Annotated in this window: 22 protein-coding genes and 6 pseudogenes; 15 read left to right on the forward strand and 13 right to left on the reverse strand. The window is 62.9% G+C overall.

Features of this window, described 5'->3' with window-relative positions; genetic code table 11:
- The first annotated feature begins 276 nt into the window (after positions 1-276).
- The 13 genes and pseudogenes from WN982_RS25630 to WN982_RS25690 form a co-directional block, all read left to right on the forward strand.
- Positions 277-1,017 (forward strand): OmpW family outer membrane protein, encoded by a 741-nt coding sequence (locus WN982_RS25630; RefSeq protein WP_341318431.1) that lies wholly within the window; start codon positions 277-279, stop codon positions 1,015-1,017.
- A 75-nt stretch (positions 1,018-1,092) separates the two neighbouring features.
- Positions 1,093-2,007 carry a VOC family protein gene (locus WN982_RS25635; RefSeq protein WP_341318432.1) on the forward strand — a complete coding sequence of 305 codons (915 nt, stop codon included), beginning with the start codon at positions 1,093-1,095 and terminating at the stop codon, positions 2,005-2,007.
- A 111-nt stretch (positions 2,008-2,118) separates the two neighbouring features.
- Positions 2,119-5,097, forward strand: coding sequence for a molybdopterin-dependent oxidoreductase (locus tag WN982_RS25640; protein WP_341318433.1), 2,979 nt, complete (start codon positions 2,119-2,121; stop codon positions 5,095-5,097).
- A gap of 10 nt (positions 5,098-5,107) precedes the next feature.
- On the forward strand, positions 5,108-5,971 hold the full coding sequence (locus WN982_RS25645; RefSeq protein WP_341318434.1) for a 4Fe-4S dicluster domain-containing protein: 864 nt from the start codon (positions 5,108-5,110) through the stop codon (positions 5,969-5,971).
- A gap of 74 nt (positions 5,972-6,045) precedes the next feature.
- Entirely contained in the window at positions 6,046-6,339 is a 294-nt protein-coding gene (locus WN982_RS25650) for an alcohol dehydrogenase catalytic domain-containing protein (protein ID WP_341318435.1), read from the forward strand.
- Positions 6,336-6,467, forward strand: a complete 132-nt coding sequence (locus WN982_RS25655) for a hypothetical protein (protein WP_341318436.1) — start codon at positions 6,336-6,338, stop codon at positions 6,465-6,467. The genes WN982_RS25650 and WN982_RS25655 overlap by 4 nt, the downstream gene beginning before the upstream one ends.
- Positions 6,468-7,328: 861 nt before the next feature.
- Positions 7,329-7,766 (forward strand): hypothetical protein, encoded by a 438-nt coding sequence (locus WN982_RS25660; RefSeq protein WP_341318437.1) that lies wholly within the window; start codon positions 7,329-7,331, stop codon positions 7,764-7,766.
- 153 nt (positions 7,767-7,919) lie between these two features.
- Positions 7,920-8,528: pseudogene (locus WN982_RS25665) on the forward strand (TetR/AcrR family transcriptional regulator); the annotation flags it as partial.
- A gap of 254 nt (positions 8,529-8,782) precedes the next feature.
- Positions 8,783-8,995, forward strand: coding sequence for a hypothetical protein (locus WN982_RS25670; RefSeq protein WP_341318438.1), 213 nt, complete (start codon positions 8,783-8,785; stop codon positions 8,993-8,995).
- A 64-nt stretch (positions 8,996-9,059) separates the two neighbouring features.
- Entirely contained in the window at positions 9,060-9,365 is a 306-nt protein-coding gene (locus WN982_RS25675) for a LysR substrate-binding domain-containing protein (protein WP_341318439.1), read from the forward strand.
- Positions 9,366-9,872: 507 nt separating this feature from the next.
- Positions 9,873-11,018 (forward strand): enoyl-CoA hydratase-related protein, encoded by a 1,146-nt coding sequence (locus WN982_RS25680; protein WP_341318440.1) that lies wholly within the window; start codon positions 9,873-9,875, stop codon positions 11,016-11,018.
- 12 nt (positions 11,019-11,030) lie between these two features.
- Positions 11,031-11,408 carry an ATP-binding cassette domain-containing protein gene (locus tag WN982_RS25685; protein ID WP_341318441.1) on the forward strand — a complete coding sequence of 126 codons (378 nt, stop codon included), beginning with the start codon at positions 11,031-11,033 and terminating at the stop codon, positions 11,406-11,408.
- A gap of 37 nt (positions 11,409-11,445) precedes the next feature.
- Positions 11,446-11,577, forward strand: a pseudogene (locus tag WN982_RS25690) (IS6 family transposase); the annotation flags it as partial.
- Here the strand turns inward: WN982_RS25690 and WN982_RS25695 are convergent.
- On the reverse strand, positions 11,576-13,297 hold the full coding sequence (locus WN982_RS25695; RefSeq protein WP_341319422.1) for an FAD-dependent oxidoreductase: 1,722 nt from the start codon (positions 13,295-13,297) through the stop codon (positions 11,576-11,578). The pseudogene WN982_RS25690 and the gene WN982_RS25695 sit on opposite strands and share 2 nt — an antisense overlap.
- Before the next feature lie 466 nt (positions 13,298-13,763).
- Between WN982_RS25695 and WN982_RS25700 the strand changes: the two are divergent.
- Positions 13,764-13,958, forward strand: a pseudogene (locus tag WN982_RS25700) (3-hydroxyacyl-CoA dehydrogenase family protein); the annotation flags it as partial.
- A gap of 53 nt (positions 13,959-14,011) precedes the next feature.
- Positions 14,012-14,178, forward strand: a pseudogene (locus tag WN982_RS25705) (transposase); the annotation flags it as partial.
- 71 nt (positions 14,179-14,249) lie between these two features.
- Here the strand turns inward: WN982_RS25705 and WN982_RS25710 are convergent.
- The 12 genes and pseudogenes from WN982_RS25710 to WN982_RS25765 form a co-directional block, all read right to left on the reverse strand.
- Complete coding sequence (locus tag WN982_RS25710; protein WP_341318442.1) at positions 14,250-15,077, reverse strand: SDR family oxidoreductase; 828 nt, start codon at positions 15,075-15,077, stop codon at positions 14,250-14,252.
- A gap of 643 nt (positions 15,078-15,720) precedes the next feature.
- Positions 15,721-16,236: pseudogene (locus WN982_RS25715) on the reverse strand (hypothetical protein); the annotation flags it as partial.
- A gap of 12 nt (positions 16,237-16,248) precedes the next feature.
- A complete protein-coding gene (locus WN982_RS25720) occupies positions 16,249-16,797 on the reverse strand; it encodes a 2,4'-dihydroxyacetophenone dioxygenase family protein (RefSeq protein ID WP_341318443.1) in 549 nt (182 codons plus the stop codon).
- Complete coding sequence (locus WN982_RS25725) at positions 16,794-17,564, reverse strand: cupin domain-containing protein (protein WP_341318444.1); 771 nt, start codon at positions 17,562-17,564, stop codon at positions 16,794-16,796. Before WN982_RS25725 ends, WN982_RS25720 begins: the two co-directional genes overlap by 4 nt.
- Positions 17,565-17,862: 298 nt before the next feature.
- Entirely contained in the window at positions 17,863-18,189 is a 327-nt protein-coding gene (locus tag WN982_RS25730; protein ID WP_341318445.1) for a hypothetical protein, read from the reverse strand.
- Positions 18,190-18,328: 139 nt separating this feature from the next.
- Positions 18,329-18,823 carry a YbhB/YbcL family Raf kinase inhibitor-like protein gene (locus WN982_RS25735; protein ID WP_341318446.1) on the reverse strand — a complete coding sequence of 165 codons (495 nt, stop codon included), beginning with the start codon at positions 18,821-18,823 and terminating at the stop codon, positions 18,329-18,331.
- An 84-nt stretch (positions 18,824-18,907) separates the two neighbouring features.
- Positions 18,908-19,084 (reverse strand): annotated as a pseudogene (locus WN982_RS25740) (acetyl-CoA C-acyltransferase); the annotation flags it as partial.
- A 126-nt stretch (positions 19,085-19,210) separates the two neighbouring features.
- Positions 19,211-19,996 (reverse strand): SDR family oxidoreductase, encoded by a 786-nt coding sequence (locus WN982_RS25745; protein WP_341318447.1) that lies wholly within the window; start codon positions 19,994-19,996, stop codon positions 19,211-19,213.
- 20 nt (positions 19,997-20,016) lie between these two features.
- Entirely contained in the window at positions 20,017-20,451 is a 435-nt protein-coding gene (locus tag WN982_RS25750; RefSeq protein WP_341318448.1) for a hypothetical protein, read from the reverse strand.
- On the reverse strand, positions 20,448-22,250 hold the full coding sequence (locus tag WN982_RS25755; protein WP_341318449.1) for an acyclic terpene utilization AtuA family protein: 1,803 nt from the start codon (positions 22,248-22,250) through the stop codon (positions 20,448-20,450). The genes WN982_RS25750 and WN982_RS25755 overlap by 4 nt, the downstream gene beginning before the upstream one ends.
- Positions 22,235-22,999 carry an enoyl-CoA hydratase-related protein gene (locus WN982_RS25760; RefSeq protein ID WP_341318450.1) on the reverse strand — a complete coding sequence of 255 codons (765 nt, stop codon included), beginning with the start codon at positions 22,997-22,999 and terminating at the stop codon, positions 22,235-22,237. Before WN982_RS25760 ends, WN982_RS25755 begins: the two co-directional genes overlap by 16 nt.
- A complete protein-coding gene (locus tag WN982_RS25765; protein ID WP_341318451.1) occupies positions 22,996-24,243 on the reverse strand; it encodes a CoA transferase in 1,248 nt (415 codons plus the stop codon). The genes WN982_RS25760 and WN982_RS25765 overlap by 4 nt, the downstream gene beginning before the upstream one ends.
- Positions 24,244-24,253: the final 10 nt, after the last annotated feature.

A 24,253-nucleotide genomic window follows, 5' to 3' on the forward strand; every position in this document is an offset into this window, starting at 1 on the left:
AGTCGCGCGCGCTCGAATCAGAGACCCTGCGTGCGTATCGAGCTACTGCTACCGACTGGCCCGCTTGGATTCCTTTTCTTTCGGCACCGCGACGGTACGTGGTGCGTGTTCCCGCCTGAGACGGAACGCCTGGCCATGCATGCTTACTAGGGTGCAGGGCGATCGGAGTAGGCGCGGTGTAGCTGTACGAAAGGAAGAGAAAAATCAATTGAGTAGATCCAGCTGCGACACCAACCATTCATAAAAATTTCGACACAGAGCGACAGGAGAAGAGACATGAGGAATTACAAACGCGCGATCAGTTCGGTCGGTATGGCGGCTTGCATCTGCTCGGCTGCGCTTATCGACAATGCCAATGCGCAGTCGGCCGGAAGCATAACGCTGTCGACAGGATGGCTTCACGTCGCGCCACAGGGCAATGCAACGCCGCTTACAGTAGAAAGCGTCGGCGGCATTGCGGTGAATCAGCAACTTTCCGGCACCGGCGCGCATGCCAGCTCAACGGATACGATGGGAATTACCACCGAGTATTACGTCACCGACAGCATCGGTGTCGCCACGCTCATTGGACTGCCACTCACAGTGAACCTGGTTGGTGATGGCACGCTCAAGAAGTATGGAACCCTCGGGTCGACGAGACCGATGCCGCCCGCTATCGTCCTTCGATACCACCTGTTTGCAGCCCAGTCAAAATTCCGTCCTTTCGTCGGATTAGGCGTGAACTATACGTGGTTCACGCAGGTTCGGACAACCAATAATCAGTTCGTAACCGATAACCTTGGTCCGGGCGGCTCGGCACACGCGTCACTCAGTTCATCCTGGAATCCGGTATTCGAGATCGGGGCAAATTATGCGATTACAAAACACTGGTCGGTCGGAACCGCTGTCGGTTACGTTCCGCTAAAGACTCACCTTACCCTGGACGGGACGACCGCAACCGGAACGCACATCGTTTCCAGATCGACGCTCCGAATCAATCCGGTTAACGTCTTCATGAACGTCGCCTATACGTTCTAGCGGCTACGACCAGCGTTTTCCGGCATCCACTTTGGCGGCAGACCGTGCCGCCAATGCACCAGACTTGAGGTTTCAATGCTCATCGAAGACATCGAATACGTTATTTTTCGCCACCCGGACCTGGCCGCGGTTCGAGCCTTCATGGTCGATTACGGCTTGCTGGATCTGCAGCAGGGCGGCGACATGCTCTATCTGCGCAGCTACGGCGACGCGCCTTTCTCCTACGTCTCGACCAAAGGCGAGACGGCGTTCGTCGGTTTCGGTTTTCGCGTGTCCTCGCGCGAGGCGCTCGACAGGCTGGCGGCCCGCTTCGGCTCGGCCGTGACCGAGTGCCCGCATCCGGGCGGTGGCGTGTATACGGCGGGGACCGATCCCGATGGCCGGCGGCTGGAGTTCGTGTTCGGCGCCGAACGTCTCCCTCGGGTTCCGTCCGGCGGAGCTCCAATCGTCTGGAACGACGCCCATGCCAGGAACCGACTGGGCCACTTCCAGCGCCCGGTATATGGTCCGTCGCACATCCAGCGGCTCGGCCATGTGGCCGTCTTTTCGCCGACTCCGCAGGAGATGATCTCGTGGTATTGCGAAACGTTGGGCATGAAGCCGTCGGAACTCATTTACCAGGGTGACGAGAAGAACGTTGTGGCCGCATTCATGCACCTCGGGAAAGGCGCGGAATGGACCGATCACCACACCCTGGCCATTGTCGGCGGCAAGGCGGCCGGCTTGGACCACGCCTCCTTCGAGTGCCGGGACATCGATGATCTGGGCGTCGGCCACATGGTTATGGGCGACAAAGGCTACAAGCGCCGCTGGGGCATTGGCCGCCATTTCCACGGCAGCCAGATTTTCGATTACTGGACTGATCCCGCTGGCTTCCACATGGAGCATTACGTGGACGGCGATGTGGTCAACGGCGACTCGCCAGTCCTGAGCTATCCGTTCGGACGAGAAACGCTGCTGCAATGGGGCCCTGCCTTCCCGGGGCTCTGATCCAACGCACGGCATATCTGCGCTTGGCCGGGCGGCTCGTCAATTCGGGGAACTGGTCAGCCATGCCCGGATGTCAGCGCCCCGCATCAAAGCAACACATTGGATTGAATAATGAAACGACAGGTCCTCAAGACCATTCTTTTTGCCTTGCCCAAAGTCCTTGACCTGACGGCACACCGCTTTCCCGCCTATCGTGATCGCCTGAAAGAGCGCGATCTGGTGGCCTGGATCGGACTCATGGATGAAAGCATCGGTCGCGTCATCACGTTCAGGAACGGGCGCGTTCGGTCGCGCGCCGGCAGGCATCGGCGGCCCGACGTGCGCATGGCTTTCAAGGATGTGGCCACCGCCCTGAAGTTCCTTTCGCCCAAGCCGGATCAGGGCGAAATCATCCACGCCGCCAAGAACTTCAAGGTAGTCACTGAGGGCGAAGACGAACTCCTGGTTTGGCTATTGCAAACCCTGAGCATGATGCAGACCGTCGGCCTGCCGATGGGCACACCCATGCGCGATGGTACCCGCCGCTACACTACCTGCACCAACGGCGGCCCTCTGTTCGTCTACGTCAAGGATGGTCGCGTCGTTCGGGTGACACCCATCGATCTGGACAGCACGGATGCGCCAAGTTATGTGATCGAGGCGCGCGGACGCCGCTTCAGCCCGCCACGGCGTGGATTGGTCGCGCCCCATGCCTTGACGCTCAAGTCGCTCGTCTACTCCGACAAGCGCATCCTTCATCCCATGAAGCGGGTGGATTTCGACCCTGACGGCGAACGTAATCCCCAGAACCGGGGCACGTCTGGTTATGTGCGTATTGGTTGGGACGAGGCCTTGGACATTCTCGCCAAAGAAATCAACCGGCAGAAGCGCGTTCACGGTCCTGGTTCCATTACCTTCCCCATGTCGTCCCACCACCAGTGGGGCAATGTGGGCTACTACCTCAGCGCGCTGACGCGCTTTGCCAACCTGATCGGCTTCACCCGGGTCGCCGCAAATCCGGACAGTTGGGAAGGCTGGTACTGGGGCGCCATGCATCATTTCGGCAACTCGATGCGCATCGGCGTGCCATCCGGCTATGGCGGCGTCGAGGATTGCCTCAAGGAAGCCGACATGATCGTCTTCTGGTCCTGCGACCCCGAAAGCACCAACGGGGCCTATGCAGGTTTCGAGGGCACGCCGCGGCGCATGTGGGCCAAGGAACTCGGCATCGAGTTCGTTCATATCGACCCGCACTGCAACCCGTCCGCCCAATTGCTGGGCGGGCGCTGGATTCCGATCCGACCGCAAACGGACGCCGCTTTCGCCACCTCCATCATGTATGTGTGGGCCCTTGAGGACTTGTACGACAAGGATTACGTCGCCACCCGCACGACCGGGTTCGACGAGTGGAGGGCCTATCTTCTCGGCGAAACCGACGGCATTCCCAAGACTCCCGAGTGGCAGGAGAGCGAGACCGGCGTGCCGGCCAAGGACGTCCGTGCGCTTGCGCGCCGATGGGGGAACAGGAAGGTCCATCTGGCCGTCGGGATGACCGGCGCGGGATTCGGTGGCGCGGGCCGAGGCGCGACGGGAGCGCAATGGGCGCGCTGCATGATCATGATGATGGCAATGCAGGGCTGGGGTAAGCCGGGGGTCAATTTCGGCTGCCTTGAAGTCGGTGTTCCCCATGACCTCCATTTCTATTTCCCCGGCTACGCGGACGGCGGCATTTCCGGCGACCTGGCGTGGACCGCCAATGCGGTGAACAATTACCAGCGCATGCCGCACATCCTGACCATGAATCCTGTCAAGCAAATGGTCCCGCGGCAGCAACTGCCCGACGCCATCATCAACGGCCATGCCACGGGCTACCTCTGGGACGGCATCTCGCAGGAAGCCCAGTTCGCGCCGTTCAGCTACCCGATGCCCGGGTATTCGCCGATCCACATGATCTATCGTTACGGCGGGTCCGCCTTCAGCACGGTGACGAATTCCGGACGCTGGGCCGATGCCTATCGGCACCCAAGCATCGAGTTCGTGGTCAACCAGTCGATCTGGATGGAGGGGGAGGCCCAGTTTGCCGACATCATCCTGCCGGCGTGCACTGCGCTGGAGCGCTGGGACATCGGCGAATGGTCGAATTCCGGGGGCTACGCCCATCATGGGTACGGCACGGTCAATCATCGCATGATGACGCTGCAGCACAAGTGCATCGAGCCTTTGGGCGAGTCCCGCTCTGACTACGACATCTTCACCGCGATCCTGACCCGGCTGGGTCTGGGCGGGGTGTTCACCGAGGGATGCAGCGAGCTTGACTGGGTCAAGCGGGTCTTCGACTCGTCGGATCTGCCCGATTACATTTCGTGGCGCGAGTTCTGCCGCAAGGGCTATTTTGTCGTGCCAGCCGAAAAGCCCGAGTTGCGCCATCCGGTGGACATGCGTTGGTTCGCCGAGGGCCGGCGGAAAGACCTTCAGGAACCACATCCGCTGCCGTCCCAGTTCGCCGAAAAATTTGGAACAGGACTGCAGACGCCGAGCGGCAAGCTGGAGTTCGTGCCGGAGTTGCTGAAGCGGCACACTGCGGACAATCCCGAGCGCCCGGCGCTCAACCGGTATATCCCCTCCTGGGAGGGGCTGCGCTCGGACCTGGCTGAGCGCTATCCGCTGCAGTTGATCGCCACTCACAGTCGTTACAGCTTCCATACCCATAGCGACGGCAAGAATTCCTCGGTTAACAGCATCGAGGACCATCGCGCGCTGATCGGCGGACACCGCTTCTGGCTGCTGAGGCTTGGTCGGGAAGACGCAGCCGTGCGAGGCATTGCCCATCGCGACCTCGTGAAGGTTTACAACGACCGGGGCGCGGTGATCTGCGCGGCCGACGTCTCGCCGCTGGTCAACGCGGGAGTGGTCAAGTCGTACGAGGCGAGCGCCGAATTCAAACTGATCGAAATCGATGGCGAGCGCGTCGAAATCGGCGGCTGCATGAATATGCTGACCCCTGACCGGCCTCAAACTGCCGGCACGAGCAGCATGAGCCCCAACTCCTGTCTCGTGCAGGTCGAAAAGTGGCGAAGTGCCGAGGCGTTCAAGCTCGGTCGCGCAGCGTGAGGAACATGGAATGAGCAAGTGGAATCTGGTTATCAAGGTCGGGCGTTGCGAGAACTGCCAGAACTGCGTCATTGCCGCGCGCGACGAGCACGTCGGCAACGACTTCCCCGGTTATGCCGCGCCCGCCGCGGCCGACGCCGAAAGTCCCGTGCGCATCCTGCGCCGTGTTCAGGGCGACTCGCATATGGTCGAGACCACGTATCTGCCGGTCATGTGCAACCACTGCGACGAAGCGCCGTGCATGAAGGTGGGCGGCAGCGCCATTCGCAAGCGCGCCGACGGCATCGTCATCATCGATCCGGACAAGGCGCGAGGCCGGAAAGACATCGTGAAGTCGTGCCCGTACAAGGCGATCGTCTGGAATGAAGAGCTTCAACTGCCGCAGACCTGGATATTCGATGCCCATCTGCTGGACCAGGGTTGGCCCCGGCCGCGTTGCCAGCAGTCCTGTCCCACCGACGTCTTCGAGACGGTCAAGCTCGATGACACAGCGATGGCCGAAAAGGCTAACCGAGAGGGGCTCAAGGTTTTGCGGCCCAACCTGGGCACGAAGCCTCGCGTGTGGTACAGCGGCCTGGAGCGCTGGGAAACCTGCTTCATTGGCGGAAGCGTCAGCGCGCAGATGGGAGAAGTGGTCGAGTGCGTCACGGATGCCGTCGTCGCCCTGTACGTCGGCAATGAGAAGGTGGGCGAAACCGTCTCCGACGGCTTTGGCGATTTCAGGTTCGGTGGCCTGGTCAAGGGAAGCGGCCTCTACCGGGTCGAAATCCGTCATGACCTTGGCAACGCCTGGCGCAAATGCGAATTGGACGAAAGCGTGTACCTGGGCGAGATCAGGCTCGCCCAGTCGACAAACGGCGTGGGGGTCGCGTGATCATGAGCACCGCAACGACGCTGCTTTGACTGAGACCGGCGGACCCTATCCAACTGGAGAGACGAAGGACCGCGATGCCCCGACCGGGAAGAGGCGAGGTTCTGGTCCGGGTCGAGGCGACGTCGGTCAATCCCATCGACGTCAAGCGCGCCAAGGGGTACGGCCGGCGTCTCCTGGGCCTCAAGGGGGCAGGAAAGTTTCCTCTGGTCCTCGGCAACGATTTTTCCGGAGAGATCGTTACCGTCTTGCGTCGCGCCGACGACAGCAGTCCCCACCAACCTGAGCCCTCAGCCTCTCGTGGAACCCGACGTTCGAGGTCGGATTCAACCTCGCGCTCAGCAAGCATCCTGGAATCAAAGCCTGGGTGACTTTTATCCCGACGTCGACCCCGCTCAAGACCGACGCATTGGATGCCGTGGGTATGCACGGCGTGACAAAGCTGCACGTCCATACGAATCCGCTCATCACGCACCTGGACCTCGTCTACACATTCTGAAGATGGCTGCTGGTTACGCTCCAAGGGAGCGTTGGCTGGACCGCAGATGAAGAAAGGGGCGTGCCACATCGAGAGGGCAGGACGGCGCGAAGCTCGCGCCGTGCTCCGCACGGGCTGCGCAGGCAGGACCCTGGTCGCCTGCATGCGGGACGGTTTGATATTACATGGCGACACGCAGCGTGCAGCACCAGTGAGTGGTTTCGTTTGCCGCACCAGGCTGCCGACGTCCGCTTCGACTCCCGCCCGTTTCGGTGCCTGTGACGGATGCGTCCGGGATGGGCGCTTCCGCGTCCCGTCATTCCGCTGTTCGGTATGACGATTCACCTTTTGCCTTCCCCTCAGTGTAAACTTTATCGTTCATGTTGACATAACCATCATTATTGAGTTTAATGTCATGTTATGGCGTAACCGATGTCACAACGGAGGGCGGTGTCATGGACGCAGCCACGTGGCTGGCGCGCAGTCGGGAAGTTGCCGGGAACATCATGCATGTACCGCAAAAGCGTGCACGGGGCGTGCTCGGGTCGTGTGAGAAGCGATTGTGCAGAGCCCTCGATACTGGGGTCAATCGCAGCTCTGAGGTCAAGCCGTTCGTGGCGTCACTCACTACCTGGAGGACTTGGCATGAGGCCGTTGAACTCGCGCAGCGGTCCCTCCGTTTCTGGGACACTCGCCTTGCGCCGCGCTGTGCGGGCTTCGCTCGACTTACCTCGGAGCGCTGGTCGACGCGACCTCCAGCGGGCGCGCGAGGTGAGCTCGTGTGCATCGTCGACCGACGGCATTTTTACGCCTTCGAATACCCTGGCAGAAAGCCGGACCGCATCAAATTCAGCAGGCTGATAGAGCTCGCGAGGCAACTTGATGAACGCAACGCTCCTATCCGCAATGGCGGCACTGTTCGGTGCATCGATCGCTGGCCTGACATCCGTTGTCACGCAACGCACGCAGGCGAAGGCAGAGTGGCTTGCGCACGACCGCATCCGCCGGCAGGACCTCTACAAGGGGTTCATCGAGGAGGCGTCGCATTGCTATGTCCACGCGCTTCGGCACGATGAGCCAGACCTTGCTGCTCTTGTCAGTCTGTTCGCGAAGATAAGCCGTATGCGTGTCCAATCCTCGACAGAGGTTGCGAACGAAGCCGATCGGGTTGGACGAAAGATTGTGGATACCTATCACGCCCCGGAAAAGACGTTCCTTCAACTGCGCGAAATGCTCGCCGACGGTTCGATCGACATCCTCGGCCGATTCAGCGACGTTTGCCGCGCCGAATTCGATTCGCTGCGGGCGCAGCAATTCTGAGTGAAGAATCAACCCGGAGTTTGCGCGAACCCTCGGGGTTGGGGCCTGACATTGTCAAATCTCCTGTCGAAAGAATCATTGCGAAACCCGTCATCTGACACGCGCGGACATGTGATGGCGCCGCAGATGGCGATCCGACCGGTACGTTATGCCATGAAACGGGAACGCCTGACACACGCACAGCGCAGGGAGCAGACGCGAGAGCGTCTGCTTGAGGCTGCGCGGAAGATGTTCGTCAAAAAGGGATTGGCCGCTACCAGCGTGGAGGACATCGCCGAGGCGGCCGGCTACACGCGCGGCGCGTTCTACTCGAACTTCGACGGTAAGCCGGAGCTGCTGTTTGAGTTGCTGCGCCGGGACCACGATAGCGCGCAGGTCAATCTGCGGGCGATCATGGAAGAGGGCGGCACGCCCGCGGAAATGAAGGCGCGCGCCATCGCGTACTACAGCCGATATTTTCGTGATCAAGACTGCTTTCTGCTTTGGGTCGAAGCCAAACTACTCGCGTATCGGGACACCGCGTTTCAGGAGCGCTTTAACGCGTTCCGGCACGAAAAGCTCGACCAGATCAGCGCGTACATCCGCACAGTGTCAGAGCGCGACGGCAGGCCATTGCCCCTGCAGGCGGACGCGCTCGCGCTCGGCTTGGTGAGCCTGCACGATGGTGTGCAGTTTTCCAGAATGTGCGATCCGCAGACGGCGAGCGACAAGGTGATGCAGACCGTGCTTGCCGGATTTTTTTCGTGCGTATTGTGGCGGCAATCGGAAGAAATACAGCACGCCGATCATCGCGCGGGCGTGCCCGGCCGCGGCCGCGGACGTCGGACGCCCACCGCGGGCGCCGACAACATCTGTGACCCGGGTCCAGCACGATGAAATTGAAGGCAACTGCCAGGGCAACGCGCTGTACCCCGCTCAGCCTGTCGGTCGTCAGAACTCGGCCCCCGACAGAACCCTTCAGTCTCGTACGGTTGGCGCGGGTAGTTGTATATGTCAAGCTGTCAAAGGAGATAACCATGTTTTACGACCACACGAATTTCCAGAAGATCGATCACCGAAGCGGTAAGAATGATCGGAGCGACGTGGGTTCGGCGTCCAACCATGTCGTCGAGGTGATCAACCCCACTCCGGCAAGGAACTGGGCATGGGCGCACCACAGCGACTCATACGACTGGATGGACTGGCACAGTCCGTTTCCTGCGACGTCCTCGGCCTCGACATCCGGCTGACTTGACGGACCATGTGTTCATCATTGTTTCTCCTTCGATGCACAAGTCATTCGTCACCTTTTGAATGGAGCAGGAAAGCGTCGCGTTCCCGATCAACTACGGGATTACGTCGAATAACCCCATTTTCAATCGCGACATCCTGCTCGAAGGATTTGGTGTTGGCGTGCTGCCAACACCCCTTGTTGAGCAGGACATAAAGGCCGGACGGCTCGTCCGCCTGCTAGAAGAATTCGAGATCGCAGATACTGCTGCGGAGGTTCGCCTGGCGTACATTGGACGTGCACTGTTGCCCGCGAAGGTGAGGGCTTTCATTGACCACGCCACGGAGTGTTTCGAAGGAGGCGTGAAGGCTTTGGCCGCAGTTCGTTAGGTGGCCCCGCATTGGTGCGGTATCCTAACGTCATCTATCGGCGGCGATGTATCGCGCGGCGCTGTTAGCGGTCCTGTTGATTGGAGTCAACGACGTGACAGGCGCCGTGCGCACTGCAACCCGACTTGGCCGCCAGAGGCAGCTTGCGGCGCTGCTCGTGCAAAGGTACCGCGGGAAGCCCGTGTTACTCCCGAGCCTGCCCTGATGCACGAGATGCGAGCGCTTCCGCAGCCATTGCGCTTGCTGCTCGGTTGCGCGCGCTGCGTTTCAACTCGGAGTTGGCCGCCGCAGTGAGCCAAGGGCGGAATTGCGAACTGCTGCCGGTGGCGTTGCCTGTGCATCCGGATGCTTTTGCGTCTGATGGTTTCCACCCCAACTGGTTGGCGTACCAGCATTGGGCAACACAACTGGCCGGGCGAATCAGGGAACTCGAATCGCATCCGTCGTCCATTGGCTACTGACTGGGAAAATCGCCGCAGACTCCCGACAGACTTCTTGAGGCTATCCATGCATAACGAATACTTTCAGATCAGCAACGAATCCGGCATCGCACATCTCCAACTAAACCGCCCCGACCGGCTCAATACGATGGGCCCGACCTTCTTCACCGGGTTGCGCGACGCCGTGCTGGCGCTCGATGACGCGGGCGACACTCGTGCCCTGGTCATCAGTTCCACCGGAAAGCATTTTTCGGCCGGCATGGCGCTCGACGTGTTCACCGGCACGACGGATGTGTTTGACAACAGCAGTCCACGGGCCCGGTTGGGTTTCCAGCACGCGTTGAGAAATCTGATGGATTGCTTCGATACGCTCGATCAGGTCCGGTTTCCCGTCATCTGCGCAATTCAGGGCGGCTGCATCGGCGGAGGCCTCGATCTCGCCGTCGCCTGCGACATTCGCACTTGCACGACCAATGCATTCTTCGCACTGCAGGAAACCCATCTCGGCATGACGGCTGACCTCGGTGTGCTTCAGCGCCTGCCGAAGATCATTCCCGCCGGCGTGGCTCGCCAGATGGCCTACACCAGTGAGCGGTTGAGCGCCGAGCGTGCATTGGCAGTCGGCCTGGTGAATGCCGTGTTGCCCGATGCCGAGGCGCTGCTCCGGCACGCGATGGAGCTGGCCCGAACCATCGCGTCGAAGTCCCCGCTGGCCGTTGCCGGGTGCAAGACTGCGATCAATTTCGCGCGCGATCATAGTACGTCCGAATCTCTGCGACATATGGCCTTGCTCCAGAGCGCCATCTTCGACACCCAGGATCTTGCCGAGGCAATTTCGGCCTGGCAGGGAAAGCGACAGGGACACTTCGACGCGCTATCGCCGCTGACAGCCTGCCAGACGGCGAATCCGCATGACCGGGAACCGCTGCAGGCCAGTCGCGCGTCCGCTGACGCGCAGCCGTCCCGCTCCGAAGATCACAACCTGACGAGACTATCGATGCCCTATTCCATTGAATCGACCGTCCGCGACTTGCTCGGCAACGACACGACGAAAGCGATCATCGAGCAGCATTTACCCGGTTTTTGGTCCTACCCGCAAATCGGCATGGCACAAGGCATGGGGCTGTCTACCGTCGCGAAGTTCTCCAACGGCCTGATCACCGAAGACGCGCTTCGGAAGATCGACGTAGCCCTCAAGGTTTTGTCGCGGTAAGGCTTGCCACAGGTGTCCGGCATCGAGTGCGGCTATGGCGGCGGCAAGGTGTTTGATTGCGTCTCCATGACAGTGACGCGGGGAGAGATAATCGCGTTGATCGGTCGCAATTGTGTGGGCAAGTCCACGCTGATGCGTGCGCTGAGCGGCCCGTGCAGGTCGAGGAAACCCGACATCGGAGACCGCGCCAAGTTCCGGCTTGCGCATCTGGGTGAACGGAGAATCTATAGTGGGTCGGCAAAACGCTTATGCTCGCACAACCCAAACGTTGCCATTGACAGGGTGTTCGGACCGGCGAAGAACTGGGCCGACTCGCAAACCCGCATCTGGCCAAGACCGATCTACCGTCGCAAATTGATCGAGGGTACGCCGATCACGGATTCCGGCTGATGGCGATCGGCAGCTTCGGTTGAACGCGTGATCGCTGATTACTGTGGATAAAAGCAGCGCCAATCTAGCCGCGCTGGAAGCGCTCGACGTGGACCGGCACACGCCGATCAAGGTCTGGCAGGGTACTCAACAACGGAACGGGCGTTCCGAAAGAAACGCTCGCAGCATCAACCCCGCGGCCCGATCCCGAGCGAGTCCGCTCCGATGTTCACGAGCAGCGCATGAATTTGTGCGACGACGGCCGCCCCCTCACCGACCGCGGTCGCCACACGCTTCATCGAACCGGCCCGTGCATCGCCGACCGCGAATACGCCTTCCACGCTTGTCATCAGATTGGCAGATGTCGCGTCCCCGGCGCGCCGCCGCTCGCCCGCGGGCACCGCCGCGCCGGTCAGCACGAACCCGTGCGCATCGAGTTCGACGCCGCACGTGCGCAGCCAATCGGTATTGGGATCGGCGCCCGTGAAGAGGAACAGATGCTGCACGTCAAGACGTGCGGCGCCGCCTTCGAGCGGCGCTTTCAGCACAACCGACGCAAGCCCGGTGGCATCCCCCTCGAGCCGCTCGACTTCGGTATGCGGATGCACCGTCACGTTCGGCAAGCCGGCGATGCGATCGATGAGGTAGCGTGACATCGTCGCCTCGAAGCTGTCCCTGCGAATCAGAACATGCGCGTGCGCCGCGTGCCCCGCGAGAAAGACGATGGCTTGACCTGCCGAATTGCCGCCGCCCACGAGCGCCACCTCGGCGTCCTTACACATGCGTGCTTCGAGCGGCGAGGCCCAGTAGTAGACCCCGTGCCCTTCGAAGGCTTCGAGGCCCGCGATGGCCGGCCGCCGGTAGATCGCCCCGCTCGCGATGACCACCGTGCGCGAGAGCACCGAGCCGCCGCCGCGCGTGTCGAGCGAATACGGCTGCTTGCCGCAATGCAGCGCCGTCACTTCCACGGGAATGGCGATGCGTGCGCCGAACTTGTTGGCTTGCGTGAACGCGCGGCCCGCGAGTTCCTGGCCCGAGATGCCCGTCGGAAAACCGAGATAGTTTTCGATTTTGGCGCTTGCACCGGCCTGTCCGCCGAACGCTCGACAATCGAGCACAAGCACGGACAGCCCTTCTGATGCGGCATAGACAGCCGCGGCGAGCCCCGCGGGACCGGCGCCAACGATCGCGACGTCGTAGACCTGCGACGCGTCGAGGTCGGACAGGTACCCGAGCGCCATGGCAAGCTGCGTGTCGCTCGGCGAGCGCAGAATTGTGCCGTCGGGGCATATCGCGAGCGGCAGATCGCCGGGCGCCGCGCCCAGCTGCTCGATGAGCAGGCGCGCTTCGCAGTCCGTGGCCGCATCGCGAACGCTGTGCGGATGCGCGTTGCGGGTGAGGAACACGCACAGGTCGTGCAGCCGTGCGTCGTGGCTGTCCCCGATCAACATCGGCCCTGCACCCGCTTCGATGGCCGCAATGCGCCGCAGGATAAGCGTATGCAGGATGCGCCCGCCCAGCTCCGCCTCGCCGTTGATGAGCGCGCGCAGTTGGTCCGGCGGAATCACGAGCCCGTCAATGGGTTCGAGCGCAGCGACATCGACAATCGCGTGCTGGCCCGACAACTGACCGACGTCCCCCACGAAATGGCCCATGCAGTGCTCGGCCACAACCTCGGACCGGCCCAGCCCGTCCCGGCGGGCCACACTCGCTGCGCCGCTCAGCATGAGGATCAGCCCCGGCACGGGGTGACCAGCCTCGATCAGCATTTCACCCGTGGCCCAGTGGCGAGGGGTGCCAAAGCGCCGCACGCGTTCCATTTCATCCGCGGTGAGAGCATAGAGTAGCTTATTCAGCATTTCGCCGGTGGCCCAGTGGCGGGGGGTGCCAAAGAGTGGCGCGCGTTCCATTTCATCCCCGGTGAAGGAGTGACGCGTGCTACCGATGCTGGTATCGCTGCCGGGTTCTTCAGCGGAATCGTGAATCATCATGCAACTCCAGAGAAGGCAGCAAGGCGTCCCGCCGGACGAGCACCGCGCTGCTTTCGCGTGTACCAGGCGCCTGGAAATCGCCTTCACTATGGAGGGAGGGAGCGGATCCTCCCACCATACGCCCATTCTCTGCTGCCCGAGCGTTGGGCGCTCGCGAAGAACACTTCGTGCGTCCTATTCCTCATAGGAGTTTGGCTCGAAGGCCTGCCACCGCCGGTTGCCGCACTAAAAGTACGCGTGCCCCACTCATCGAACGCAAAGGGGCGAGCCAGCCGGTGTGCGTTGGCGAGTCCCTGTCACGCTGCTTCTGGTCTTACCGGTAAAAGGGTTAAGGCGCTATTGCGTGGCCGCGCCTCCTGCCCGGATTGTGCTCGGTCCTTGCCCGGTGATAAAGCTGGCCAAGGTGATCAAGAAAACTGCCGTGGTGTTGGGCGTGTGCGATGCCTTCGTCGGCAAGCGCATGGTGAAACCGTACGTCTGCGAGGCCGGCTACCTGCTCGATGAAGGCGCGCTGCCCGAACAGGCAGACAAGGCCACCGAGAAGTTCGGCTTTGCAATGGGATCCCTTGGTGAGCTTGCCCCCGGAAAACGGATCTCTTGCTGAAGGTAAAATTGAGGCAAGGAGAACAGAAGATGTCCGGTAAGGTAAAGCGGGCGCAGTACACGCTCGAATTCAAGCTGGAGGCGGTCCGGCTTGTCAGGACTAGGCAGAGCATGGCGGCAGTGGCGGCCACGCTGAACATGCCGGAGCAGACCAGCACAACTGGATCAAGTATGCAGAACCGGAGATCGGGAAGCTGCCGGAGGGAGATGCGCTGGACCTAGAAAGGACATGCGTCGGAAGTCCCTACGTTCAAAGTACACAATCGGCTCATCCGTGCTGCGCGCGCAGCACTAGCTCTGCAGTCGCGTTGAAGAGTGCAGAACCCAGTAGATTCTGACCGCCATCGCAAACTACCACGCAGCCGGTGATGTAAGAGGCGAGCGGCGATGAAAGAAATGCCGCTAGCTGACCAATATCGTCTACGGTTCCCGTCCGAAGTAGCGGAACGGCGGCAACCAGTTTTTCCTTTTCCGCAGGATCGGAGAGGCGCTTGAGCCCTTCCGTCTCTTCAATGGGACCGGGCACGATGCTGTTGGCTCGGATGCCGAATCTTCCCCATTCGAGAGCGATGTTCTTCATCATCATGTCGATGCCCGCCTTCGCAGCGCCGACATGGACCTGAAAAGCATGAGGCATGTAAGCCATGCCTGCCGATATATACAGGATCGTCCCTCTGGTCCCCTTGAGCTGCTCAAACGCGCTGCGAGTCGCATTGAAAGATCCAAGCAGATCGATATCGACGACTGCCTTGAAACCGTTGAGCGACAGTTTCTCCGCAGGGGCGAGAAAGTTGCCAGCGGCACCGCAGACCAGTACGTCCATTGCACCGAGTTCCGTTCTCGATTGCTCGACCGCCGCTTCAAGTGCCGCGCCGTCGCGCACATCGGCGCTGACCGCGCAGACCTCGGTGCCGAACGCGCGCAATTCCTCAGCTGCTGCGTCGAGTTTTTCTTGGGTGCGCCCGCAGATGGCGATGTTGGCGCCCAGCGCGGCGAAGTTCTTCGCTACACCGAGATTGATGCCACTGCCTCCGCCGGTGACAAAAACGGTTTTGCCTTTGAACAGGTCTTTCGCGAAATACTGGGTAGAGAGCATGGCGACGCCTCAGAAAGTGCGGAATGAGGTCTCGCTTCCTTTGCGTGGAAGGCGAGGACTAGGAACGGCCTGACAGGAAAGTGTTCACCCGCCGAATTGAGTATTCGAAGAGAAACTTCTTCATTTCGATATCGACCTTTTCGACGGTGGCATCGTCGGCACCGGCCATTGTGACGATAATGGTAAGGCCGTGCTTCCCAACCTCTTGCGCCTCGATCTGGACTGATGCATCGAGAGCAAGGGCTGCGAATGTCGACTCGAGCAGCCGTACTATTGCATCGGCCCGCAGCGCGGGCTTATAGACTTGCCGACCGCAGTAAGCGGCAACGATCGAAGCGCACGAAGTTGCCGGGGCGCAAACAGTACTGCGTTTGCCTCGACGGTCGCAATGCCCGGCAACGTCAGCCGGAAGGGGCGACCGTTGATGGAAAGCAGGAGCATCACGAGTGGACGCTTGCACAGACCGGCAACGAGTGCTCCGTCGCGACGACGAACATACGCGGTTGGAACAGACCGCGTGGCGTGAGGGCGGTAGCTGGCAACGAATCTCTCCTTGAAACAGGAAGGCTGCCGACTGGGCCTGGTTCGCGGCCGCCGTGCAAGCCGGCGCCCGATGCGTCAACGTGCCTGGACGCTGCTTCCGTTAACCACGGCCTGTGGCTGGACCCCGTTTTGCGTTCGACGCCCGACGCCCGACGCGCACGCCGAGCAGGCGCAGTCTCTGGTTGAGCGTTACCCGCTTGAGGTATGCGCCCGCCGCGCGCCGTATCGCCCCAGCATCGGCAGTCGGTGCCGGAAGCGTCAGGTCGCGTGTGACCGTCTGGAAGTCTGCGAACAACAGCTTGATGCCGACCGTCGCCATGCCGAGCGCAGCGAGCCGTTCGGTCGCCTTCGGACCGATCCGGTTGACCTTGCGCACGGATAACTGCCATATCCGTACCGGGACGTCTGCGTGCATCAGAAGCGTCAGCCCGTCCGGCTTGTCGAGTTCGGAGCCGATTTTCGCGAGCAACTTGTTCGGCGCGACGCAGATCGAACAGGACAACCCGGCGTCGCGTACCGCCTGCTTGATGTTCGATGCAACGTGGCGCGGGTCACCCGCCACGTCCGTGGGATCAATGTAGATTTCGATGCCGCGATCTTCGATCTGCGTCGTGAATCCTCTTTCCGGTCAGGAACCGGCCACGTCGGCGCCATTGCCGCGGATGTAGGGCACCGGTCCGATGTCGCGCGCCGCCGCGAGGGCCTCGATCGCGTACCGGATGGAGACCGCGTCATTGAGCGAGTGGAACGTGCCGTCCTCGTTGAAGCTGACTTGCGCGCCTTCGATCCAGGCGATGGTGATGGTGTCCTCGGTGTTGTCCTCGGGGGTGTAGAAGGTGTGCACCGAGCCGCCGGGCTCGTACAGGTAGGAGCCCGCCGTCTGCGGCTGGTCGGGGTACTCGCGATACATCCAGCAGCCCTGGATCGTCCACACCTGCGCGGTACCGGTGTGGTAGTGAATCGGCAGGGAGCGACCGGGTTCCACGATGGCCATGAAGACCCACTCGCCGCGCTCCAGGTCCAGGCGCAGCGGCTTGATGTGGATGCCCGGAAAGACATCCCTGATCAGCGGGATCTGCTCGATGTTGACGGTCAGGAGCTTGTCCTGGGGCAGGGCGGGCAGCGGCAGCGGGGCGCCGGTGGACGTGGTGGGCTGCGTGAGAATTCTTGCGTTCATGAGTTGTCTCCTGCTGTTAGTGGATGTAAAGCAGTGGATGGAAGCCGCCCTTTGATAAGGAAGCCGGACGCAGGCTGCTCCGGCAAACAGCGCAGGGAGGCCGCGGCCCCGCGCGGAAGAAACAGGAAGTCACCCGGGGCGAGACCGAAGTCCTGCCCGTCGACACGTGCGTCGATCCGTCCGTCTTCGACGTAGAGAACCTGCTCGGCGTCAGGCTCCGTGCTGCAGACCGATGCGCTGCCGGCAGGCATGCGCAGCGCCGCAATGTCGACCCAGCGCGCGCCAGCGGTCTCGCGGTCGATGAGGGGAACCGTGCCGGTGGCGGCGTCGCCGGCGGCAAGCACGCGCACCTTGCCGTGAGCGGGCGAGGCCGCAGCGCCGTCGGGTTCCGTGATCGTGTGCGCCGGGTTCTCGCCATACGGCGGCGTATAGACGACCAGCACACGCCCGGGCTGGTCGCTGGTCACGCGAAACGAATGGAACACGCCTGCCGGCACGTAGGCCCAGGTCCCGGGCTCCATCGCTTCCACGCGGCCCTCCGCCCCCGACTCGCCGGTTCCCTCGATCATGTAGGCGCATTGCTCCAGGTGGGGATGCGCGTGCGGGCGCGCGCCGTGCGATTTCACGATCGTGCCGACCAGCACTTCGAGCGCCGTCGCGCCGACAGTCTCGGGGCCGATCACGCGCACGTTGGAGGTGCCGGTATGGTTGGCCGGCGAGTAGGCGGCAAGGTCTGCCGCCCGGATCACGGTTGGGACGGTCTTCATTCCGGCTGGCTCCCTGCAGTGAAGCCGGAAGCGGCGGGGCGGTTGCCGACGATGACAGGCTGCCCCGTCCTGGCGGCCAGCAGGAAGAAAAAGTTGCTCATGCGCATGCAGTCTCCAAATTTGAAATGTCTATTATTAGAATGTTAGGCACAGTTTAGGCATGAACGAGAAGGTTCGTCAAGTACCCTGATTCTGGATAAGCCAAGAGCTTGATAAGGACAAAAGCGCCTCACAAACGGCATAAGATCATCTATTTCCGACAACGATATGCAGGCGGAAGGAGCCGCGCGGAAACAGTCTAATGGGACGGTTTTGCCCCTGATGGATGATTTCCTGGTTCTTCGAGCACCGTGGCGAGCAGCTTCCTATTCCTGGCGATATCCCTAGGCAGCGTCTCGAAGACCCGGGCGGGCACGTAAATCTCGGCGTAGCAGAACGGCTCGCCGGAATAGGTGTGCAGCTTGCGCACGCACACGTATTCGTCGGCAGGCCGATCGTCCGGCCCAAGCAGTTCTTGGGACACCGGAGTGCCGCGCCGGACTTTGAGTATCTCGAAGACAAACCCCTTTGGCGCGGCAAACGGATTGTTGATCGCCAGGTCGAGGTCGCCCGTGACGGCGGGCAACGCCCGAACAGGCCGGGTTCGACTCTCTTTCTTCTCTCAAAACCTGCGCCAACTTCTTCGCCGAAGCACACGCACACGGCCTTTTGCCTCCGGCGCTGAGGCTGGCGAGCCGTTAAAAGAGTCGCAGCAAGGCACACCCTTAGCGTTTGTAGAGGCCGGTCAGCGTAGCCGTGGCGAGCGTGTTCTGGTAGATGAAGAAGCGCACCACAGCGTTGGTCGCGTTGGCTGGCAACCCCAGCTTGGGCACGCCCAGCGCGTGCACGGTGAAGATGTAGCGGTGCGCGGGCAAGCCCTTGGGCGGGCAGGGACCGCCGTAGCCGATGGTGCCGTAGTCGTTGGCGGCCTGAGTGCCGCTGGAGCCCAGGTCAGTGCCGTCGGTGGCGCCCAGGCCCTCGGCGAGTTGGGTGACGGACGAATCGATGTCGAACAGGATCCAGTGCCAGAAGCCGCTGCCGGTGGGCGCGTCCGGGTCGTACAGCGTCAGCGCGAAACTCTTGGTGCCTTCAGGCGCGCCCTGCCATTGCAGCGTGGGCGAACGGTTCTGGCCGGTGCCGTCGTAGCCATCGAACTCATGCACGAGTTGCAACGGATCCTGATTCTTGAATTCAGGCGATGTTAATGTGAAGTTGCTCATGCCATTTCCTTTCACGTAATTTTGAGAACTCAGAAAGCTGTATCGCTTGCACGTGCCCGCGGCCTCAGGACGATCCCATCACCGTCAGCACACCTCGAACAGGCTGGCGGCACCCATGCCGCCGCCGACGCACATAGTAAGCACGACGTACTTGGCACCGCGGCGCTTGCCCTCGACCAGGACATGCCCGACCAGGCGGGCCCCGGTCATTCCCCAGGGATGGCCGACGGAAATGCCTCCGCCACTGGCATGCATCTCATCGCTTGTCTCTCGCGTTCGTTTTCATCTTCACCCCGTTCCTTGCGCATTCTCACGCGTCTTATTTATCGGAACCGGCATCGATGGCACGGTCGCCCCTCGTCGGCCAGGAGCCCTTCGCGAGTCACATTATGCGGACAGGTGCGCCGTGGCCCGGGCATAGGCAGCGCCCATTTCCGTAATTGTCGGATTGCGGCGTAGTGTCAGGCCGCCACTGACCTGCAGGTCCTGTCCCGTCATGAAGCACGCGTCGCTTGCCAACCACAGGGCCGCTTCGGCGACGTCGTCCACAGTGCCAATGCGTCCGAGCGGATAGCAGGCCTCGAAGGCCTGCAATATTTCGGGGATGTTCAGGGCGTCACCCGACATCGGCGTGCGGGTGATGCCAGGAGAGATCGAATTGGCGCGAATTCCGAATTGGCCGAACTCGTTGGCCACACAGCGCACGACATGGTCGGTGCCAGCCTTGGTCCCCATATAGGCGGCATGGTTCTCGAGCATGATCGTCGCGGTCGCCGACGAGATCATGATGATCGAGCCCCCCGGCGTCGAATTTTTCCTCATGGCTTTCACGAGCGCCTGCATGAACTGAAACGGCGCCTTGAACTGGAGATCCATGATCGCCTGCAGTTCTTCTTCACTCGTGTCTTCGAACGGCCGGAGAAGTCCCCAGCCCGTGGCGTTGATGCCGACATCGACGCGGCCGTAGCGCTCGCGCGCGAAGGCGACGAGCGCATCGATGTCTTCCTTGCGCGTGAAATCGCAAAGCCGGCTGGCGCCTCCGATTTCGCTGGCCAATTGAGCCAACGGCTCCGCGTGTCGTCCAGCCACAACCACGCTGGCGCCCTCGCCGGCGAAGCGTCGGGCAATGCATTGCCCCATGTTGTCTTTGCCTGCGGCGCCGACCACGATCACGACCTTACCCTCAAACCTCTTCATGAAACTCTCCTCTTGGCGGTGTTCGTTCTCATGTCGCACTTTCCCAAGCTCGGTCGTGATCGATCACCATTGATTGATCCGGCTGGTGTCGCAAGGCGTGGCTCTGCCGCGCCCTGGATGCGCCGCTCTTGCGCTGCGCCGATCAATACGACTTCGGCAATCCGAGCGCCTGCTCGGCGACGTAGCACGGCGCGAGTTCCTGCGTTACCGGCGCGAGCAGAGGCAGCACGGCTTTCGCGCAGGCCGCGCTCGACGTGGTACTCCTGCGCGAAGCCGAGTCCGCCGAACCAGCCACCCCGCGCGACGGCCTCGTAGAACTCGCCGGGCCAGCGCCCGTCGCGCTCGAGCCAGTAGTCCGCGCCGAAGTCGGCGCAGATTGCCTCGACGGCGTCGCGGATCGCGAGCTGGTCGTCGGAGAAATCGAAGTTCACGACGGCTGCAGCAGGCTCTCGGGCACCTCGACCGGCATGTCGAGCAGCATCTGCGCCATGCCCTTGCCGAGCGGATCGTTGCGCAGCGAAGCCATGCCGCCGCCGCCCAGCGCCCGCTCGCACACTAGGTTGATGGCGTTGATGCCAGGCAGCTCGTATCGGTGGACCGACCCCTGCACCAGGTGGCCGAGGTACTGCTTCACGCGCTCGGGCGTCACCTGGTCCTTCAGTACCGGCAGCAGCGCCGGATGGCGCGCGATCAGACCGATGTTGGACGTGTCGCCCTTGTCGCCGCTGCGCCCGAAGGCGATCTGCACGAGCGGCACGGTCTTGCGCGGGCCGTCGGGCAGCGTGATCTCCGAGGGGGCAAGCGGTTCCGGCGCGACCTGGGGTCGCAGCGGCGGCAGCGTCGCGGTAAACGTCTCCTCGCCCAGTGTGACCGTCGGCGTCACTTGCTCCTTCGAAATGAGAAAGGCGAACTGCCGCAGCACGGGCGCCACCGAGGGGCGGCCACCTGCGCCGGTCGTGCCCGGCGACCAGGAGGTGCCGGGTGCGGCGAACTCGCGGCTAAACGTCTCCAGCGCCCGCCGGTTGGCATGCGTCACGGTCAGGCGCAGCACAACTTCGCGCGTCGGCAAGGACCGGGCGTGCGGTCCGTAAGCGGACTCCGTGCCGAGAAGCTCGATATGGGTGGCCAGGAAATCCGCGAACCCGCTCTCGCGCAGCAACCGGCGGCCGCGCTCGAGCAGCGCCTCGCCAGTGCGCTTCGCCTTGGCGGGGGCATCGATGCCGACGATGGCGAGCTGCGCCGACACCTTGAAGCCGGCGGGCACGGTGGAGCTCACCTTGTACGTACCGGTCGGCGGGCGGCCGCGGGCGCCGCTCACGAGCACGCGATGCGGCTCGGGCTGTTCCATGCGCACCTGACGGAAGTCGCACACCACATCCGGCAGCAGGTAGTTGGCCGGATCGCCTATCTCGTACACAAGTTGCTCCCCGACCGTCGCCGGCGTGACGAGCCCGCCGGTTTCCGGCGGCTTGGCGACGACGAAGCTGCCGTCTTCGCAGCACTCGACGATCGGATAGCCGATATTGGCCCAGTCGGGCACGTTGGCCCAGTCGGTGTGCAACCCGCCCGTCGCCTGGCAGCCGCATTCGATGATGTGGCCGGCGAGGCTGCCCGCGGCGAGCCGGTCGAAGTCGTCGGCCGCCCAGCCAAACTCGTGCATCAGCACGCCGAGGGTGACCGCACTGTCGACGCAGCGGCCGGTGATGACGATGTCGGCGCCTGCGGCCAGCGCCCGCGCGACCGGCAGCGCACCGAGGTAGGCATTGGCTGTCACCAGCCGTTCCGGCATCGGCTCGCCGCTGGACATTTCCAACGTGCCGGCCGCCCGCATCGCGGCAGCGAGCGGTAGCACGTCGTCGCCTTCGACGATCGCGATACGCACCTTCACGCCGAGCTCGTCGGCCAGGGCCTGCACCGCCGCGGCGCAGCCCTTCGGGTTCACGCCGCCGGCGTTGCTGACGATGCGGATGCCCTGCTCGCGGGCCTGCTTGAGCACAGAGCGCAGCGCCACGGTGACGAAGTCGGTGGCGTACCCTTCCTCCGGCCGTTTCATGCGCGCGCCCGCGAGGATTGACATCGTCAGCTCGGCGAGATAGTCGAACACCAGGTAGTCGATGCCGCCCGTGCGCACCAGTTGCACCGGCCCGACGCTGCTGTCGCCCCAGAAACCCGAGGCGCCGCCGATGCGCACTACCTTTCCCGCGGCTTGCGGCTTCACTTTCCGGTCCATTGCGGTTTCCTCTTGTCCTTGTATGCGGCCAGGCCCTCGCGCGCGTCCTGCGTCATCGCCAGCAGGCCGATCTGCCCTTCGCCGAATGCGATCGCCTCCTCGAAGGACATCGAACGCATCGCCTTCATCGCATACAGGCCACGCCGCAGCGCGGTGGGCGAGTTGGAAAGCAGGCGCGACAGCAGGCGCTCAAGCGCGCCGTCGAGATCGTCCGCCACCTCGTTGACCAAACCGATGTCGCGGGCCTGCGCGGCGTCGATCGGCTCGCCCGTCAGGCACATTTGCGCGAGCCAGCGCTGCGGCACCTGGGCCTGCAGCACCGCGAGCACCTGCATCGGAAAGACGCCGACTTTCGCCTCGGGCAGGCCGAAGATCGCGCGCGGGGTGGCGATGGCGAGATCGCACATCGCGAGCAGGCCCATGCCGCCGGCCATGCAGGCGCCGTTGACCCGCGCGACGAGCGGCACGTCGAGCGTGCGCGCCGTGCGCAGCAGATCGGCATAGGCGCTGGTCGGCGTGGCGTAGTCGAACGCGAAGGCATTTGCGCCCAGGTCGGCGCCGGCGCAGAACGCCTCGTCCCCGGCGCCGGTGAGCACCACGGCGCGGATCGTCTCGTCTGCCTTCACGCCATCCAAGGCTTGCTGCAAGGCGCCGATCACTTCCGCATTGAGGGCATTTCTGCGCTCCGGACGGTCGATGGTGAGCACCAGCCGGGCGTCCTGCCGGCTGGCATTGACAACGTTCTTCATGTTGCAACCTCCACTTCGCCCGATGCCGTCGTCACTTGCGTCACGCCGGTCTCGACCATCTCGCGAATCTGCTCCGCGGAGTAGCCCGCCTCGCCCAGCACTTGCGCGCTGTGCTCGCCCAGCAGCGGCGGCGGGCGCAGCGGAGGCAGCGGCGTCTGCGGCCACTCGCTCGGCACGGCCATGGTGCGCAGAACGCCCTCGGTAGGATGGTCAAGCTGCTGGAAGAACCCGATGTCCCGCAGGTGCGGATCGTCCATCAGCGACTCGAAGGTGTGCGCCGGCAACAGCGGGATGCCAAGCGGCTCCAGCAACTCGCGCCATTGCTGCGTGGTCTTCGTTTTCAGCTGGTCGGAGAGGATCTCGTACAGCGCCTCGACATGCTGCGTGCGCGATTCACCATCGGCAAACCGCGGGTCGCTCTCGAACCGCTCGGCCTCGCCGACCGCGCGCATGAAGGCCTTCCACTGTTCGTCGGTGTAGACAACGAGGCACACCAGACCGTCCTGCGTGGCGTACGGCCTGCGCTGCGGGTTGAGCAGCCGCGGATAGCCGAAGCCGCCGCGCGGCGGGACGAACGTGTGGCCGTACAGATGGTCGCCCAGCATCATCTGCGCGGTCGTCTCGAACATCGGCACCTCGACCGCCTGTCCGCGGCCGGTGCGTTCGCGCGCGAGCAGCGCCGCGCAGATCACGCCGAAGGCGTACAGGCCCGTCGCCCGGTCCGAGAGGTTGAGCGGGGCATAGCGCGGCACGTCGGAACCGGCCCGTACGCTGGCCTCGGGGATGGCGACTGCCGCCTGGATCAGGTCGTCGAAGGCGCGCGAGTCCGCATAGCGGCCGCGCTGGCTGAAGCCGAAGGTGCCGACATAGATGATGCGCGCGTTCATCTGCCGCACCGCCTCGTAATCCAGCCCGAGGCGCTTCATCGCCTGCGGCCGCACGTTGTAGACCAGCGCGTCGGCCGTCTGCGCCAGCTTCAGCAGCGCTTCCTTGCCGGCGGGCCGCTTCAGGTCCAGCACGATGCTGCGCTTGTTGCGGTTCACGTTGAGGAACAGCGGGCCGGCACCCGAGCGCCCGCCGGGCCCGACTGCGCGCAGCATGTCGCCGCCGGGCGGTTCCACCTTGATCACATCGGCCCCCAGGTCGGCCAGCATCTGCGTGGCCGAAGGTCCCATGACGACTTCGGTGATGTCGATGATGCGCAGGCCCGCGAGCGGGCCGCCTTGGTTGGAGTCGTTTTCCATTCTATCCGTG

This window comes from Paraburkholderia sp. IMGN_8 (assembly GCF_038050405.1).
Taxonomy (GTDB): domain Bacteria; phylum Pseudomonadota; class Gammaproteobacteria; order Burkholderiales; family Burkholderiaceae; genus Paraburkholderia.

What these genes read in the sequence shown, in the direction of transcription:
- WN982_RS25630 (WP_341318431.1), top strand. Translation starts at nt 277, where the DNA reads ATGAGGAATTACAAACGCGCGATCAGTTCGGTCGGTATGGCGGCTTGC.
- WN982_RS25635 (WP_341318432.1), top strand. Translation starts at nt 1,093, where the DNA reads ATGCTCATCGAAGACATCGAATACGTTATTTTTCGCCACCCGGACCTG.
- WN982_RS25640 (WP_341318433.1), top strand. Translation starts at nt 2,119, where the DNA reads ATGAAACGACAGGTCCTCAAGACCATTCTTTTTGCCTTGCCCAAAGTC.
- WN982_RS25645 (WP_341318434.1), top strand. Translation starts at nt 5,108, where the DNA reads ATGAGCAAGTGGAATCTGGTTATCAAGGTCGGGCGTTGCGAGAACTGC.
- WN982_RS25650 (WP_341318435.1), top strand. Translation starts at nt 6,046, where the DNA reads ATGCCCCGACCGGGAAGAGGCGAGGTTCTGGTCCGGGTCGAGGCGACG.
- WN982_RS25660 (WP_341318437.1), top strand. Translation starts at nt 7,329, where the DNA reads ATGAACGCAACGCTCCTATCCGCAATGGCGGCACTGTTCGGTGCATCG.
- WN982_RS25670 (WP_341318438.1), top strand. Translation starts at nt 8,783, where the DNA reads ATGTTTTACGACCACACGAATTTCCAGAAGATCGATCACCGAAGCGGT.
- WN982_RS25675 (WP_341318439.1), top strand. Translation starts at nt 9,060, where the DNA reads ATGGAGCAGGAAAGCGTCGCGTTCCCGATCAACTACGGGATTACGTCG.
- WN982_RS25680 (WP_341318440.1), top strand. Translation starts at nt 9,873, where the DNA reads ATGCATAACGAATACTTTCAGATCAGCAACGAATCCGGCATCGCACAT.
- WN982_RS25695 (WP_341319422.1), bottom strand. Translation starts at nt 13,297, where the DNA reads ATGGAACGCGCGCCACTCTTTGGCACCCCCCGCCACTGGGCCACCGGC.
- WN982_RS25710 (WP_341318442.1), bottom strand. Translation starts at nt 15,077, where the DNA reads ATGCTCTCTACCCAGTATTTCGCGAAAGACCTGTTCAAAGGCAAAACC.
- WN982_RS25720 (WP_341318443.1), bottom strand. Translation starts at nt 16,797, where the DNA reads ATGAACGCAAGAATTCTCACGCAGCCCACCACGTCCACCGGCGCCCCG.
- WN982_RS25725 (WP_341318444.1), bottom strand. Translation starts at nt 17,564, where the DNA reads ATGAAGACCGTCCCAACCGTGATCCGGGCGGCAGACCTTGCCGCCTAC.
- WN982_RS25735 (WP_341318446.1), bottom strand. Translation starts at nt 18,823, where the DNA reads ATGAGCAACTTCACATTAACATCGCCTGAATTCAAGAATCAGGATCCG.
- WN982_RS25755 (WP_341318449.1), bottom strand. Translation starts at nt 22,250, where the DNA reads ATGGACCGGAAAGTGAAGCCGCAAGCCGCGGGAAAGGTAGTGCGCATC.
- WN982_RS25760 (WP_341318450.1), bottom strand. Translation starts at nt 22,999, where the DNA reads ATGAAGAACGTTGTCAATGCCAGCCGGCAGGACGCCCGGCTGGTGCTC.
- WN982_RS25765 (WP_341318451.1), bottom strand. Translation starts at nt 24,243, where the DNA reads ATGGAAAACGACTCCAACCAAGGCGGCCCGCTCGCGGGCCTGCGCATC.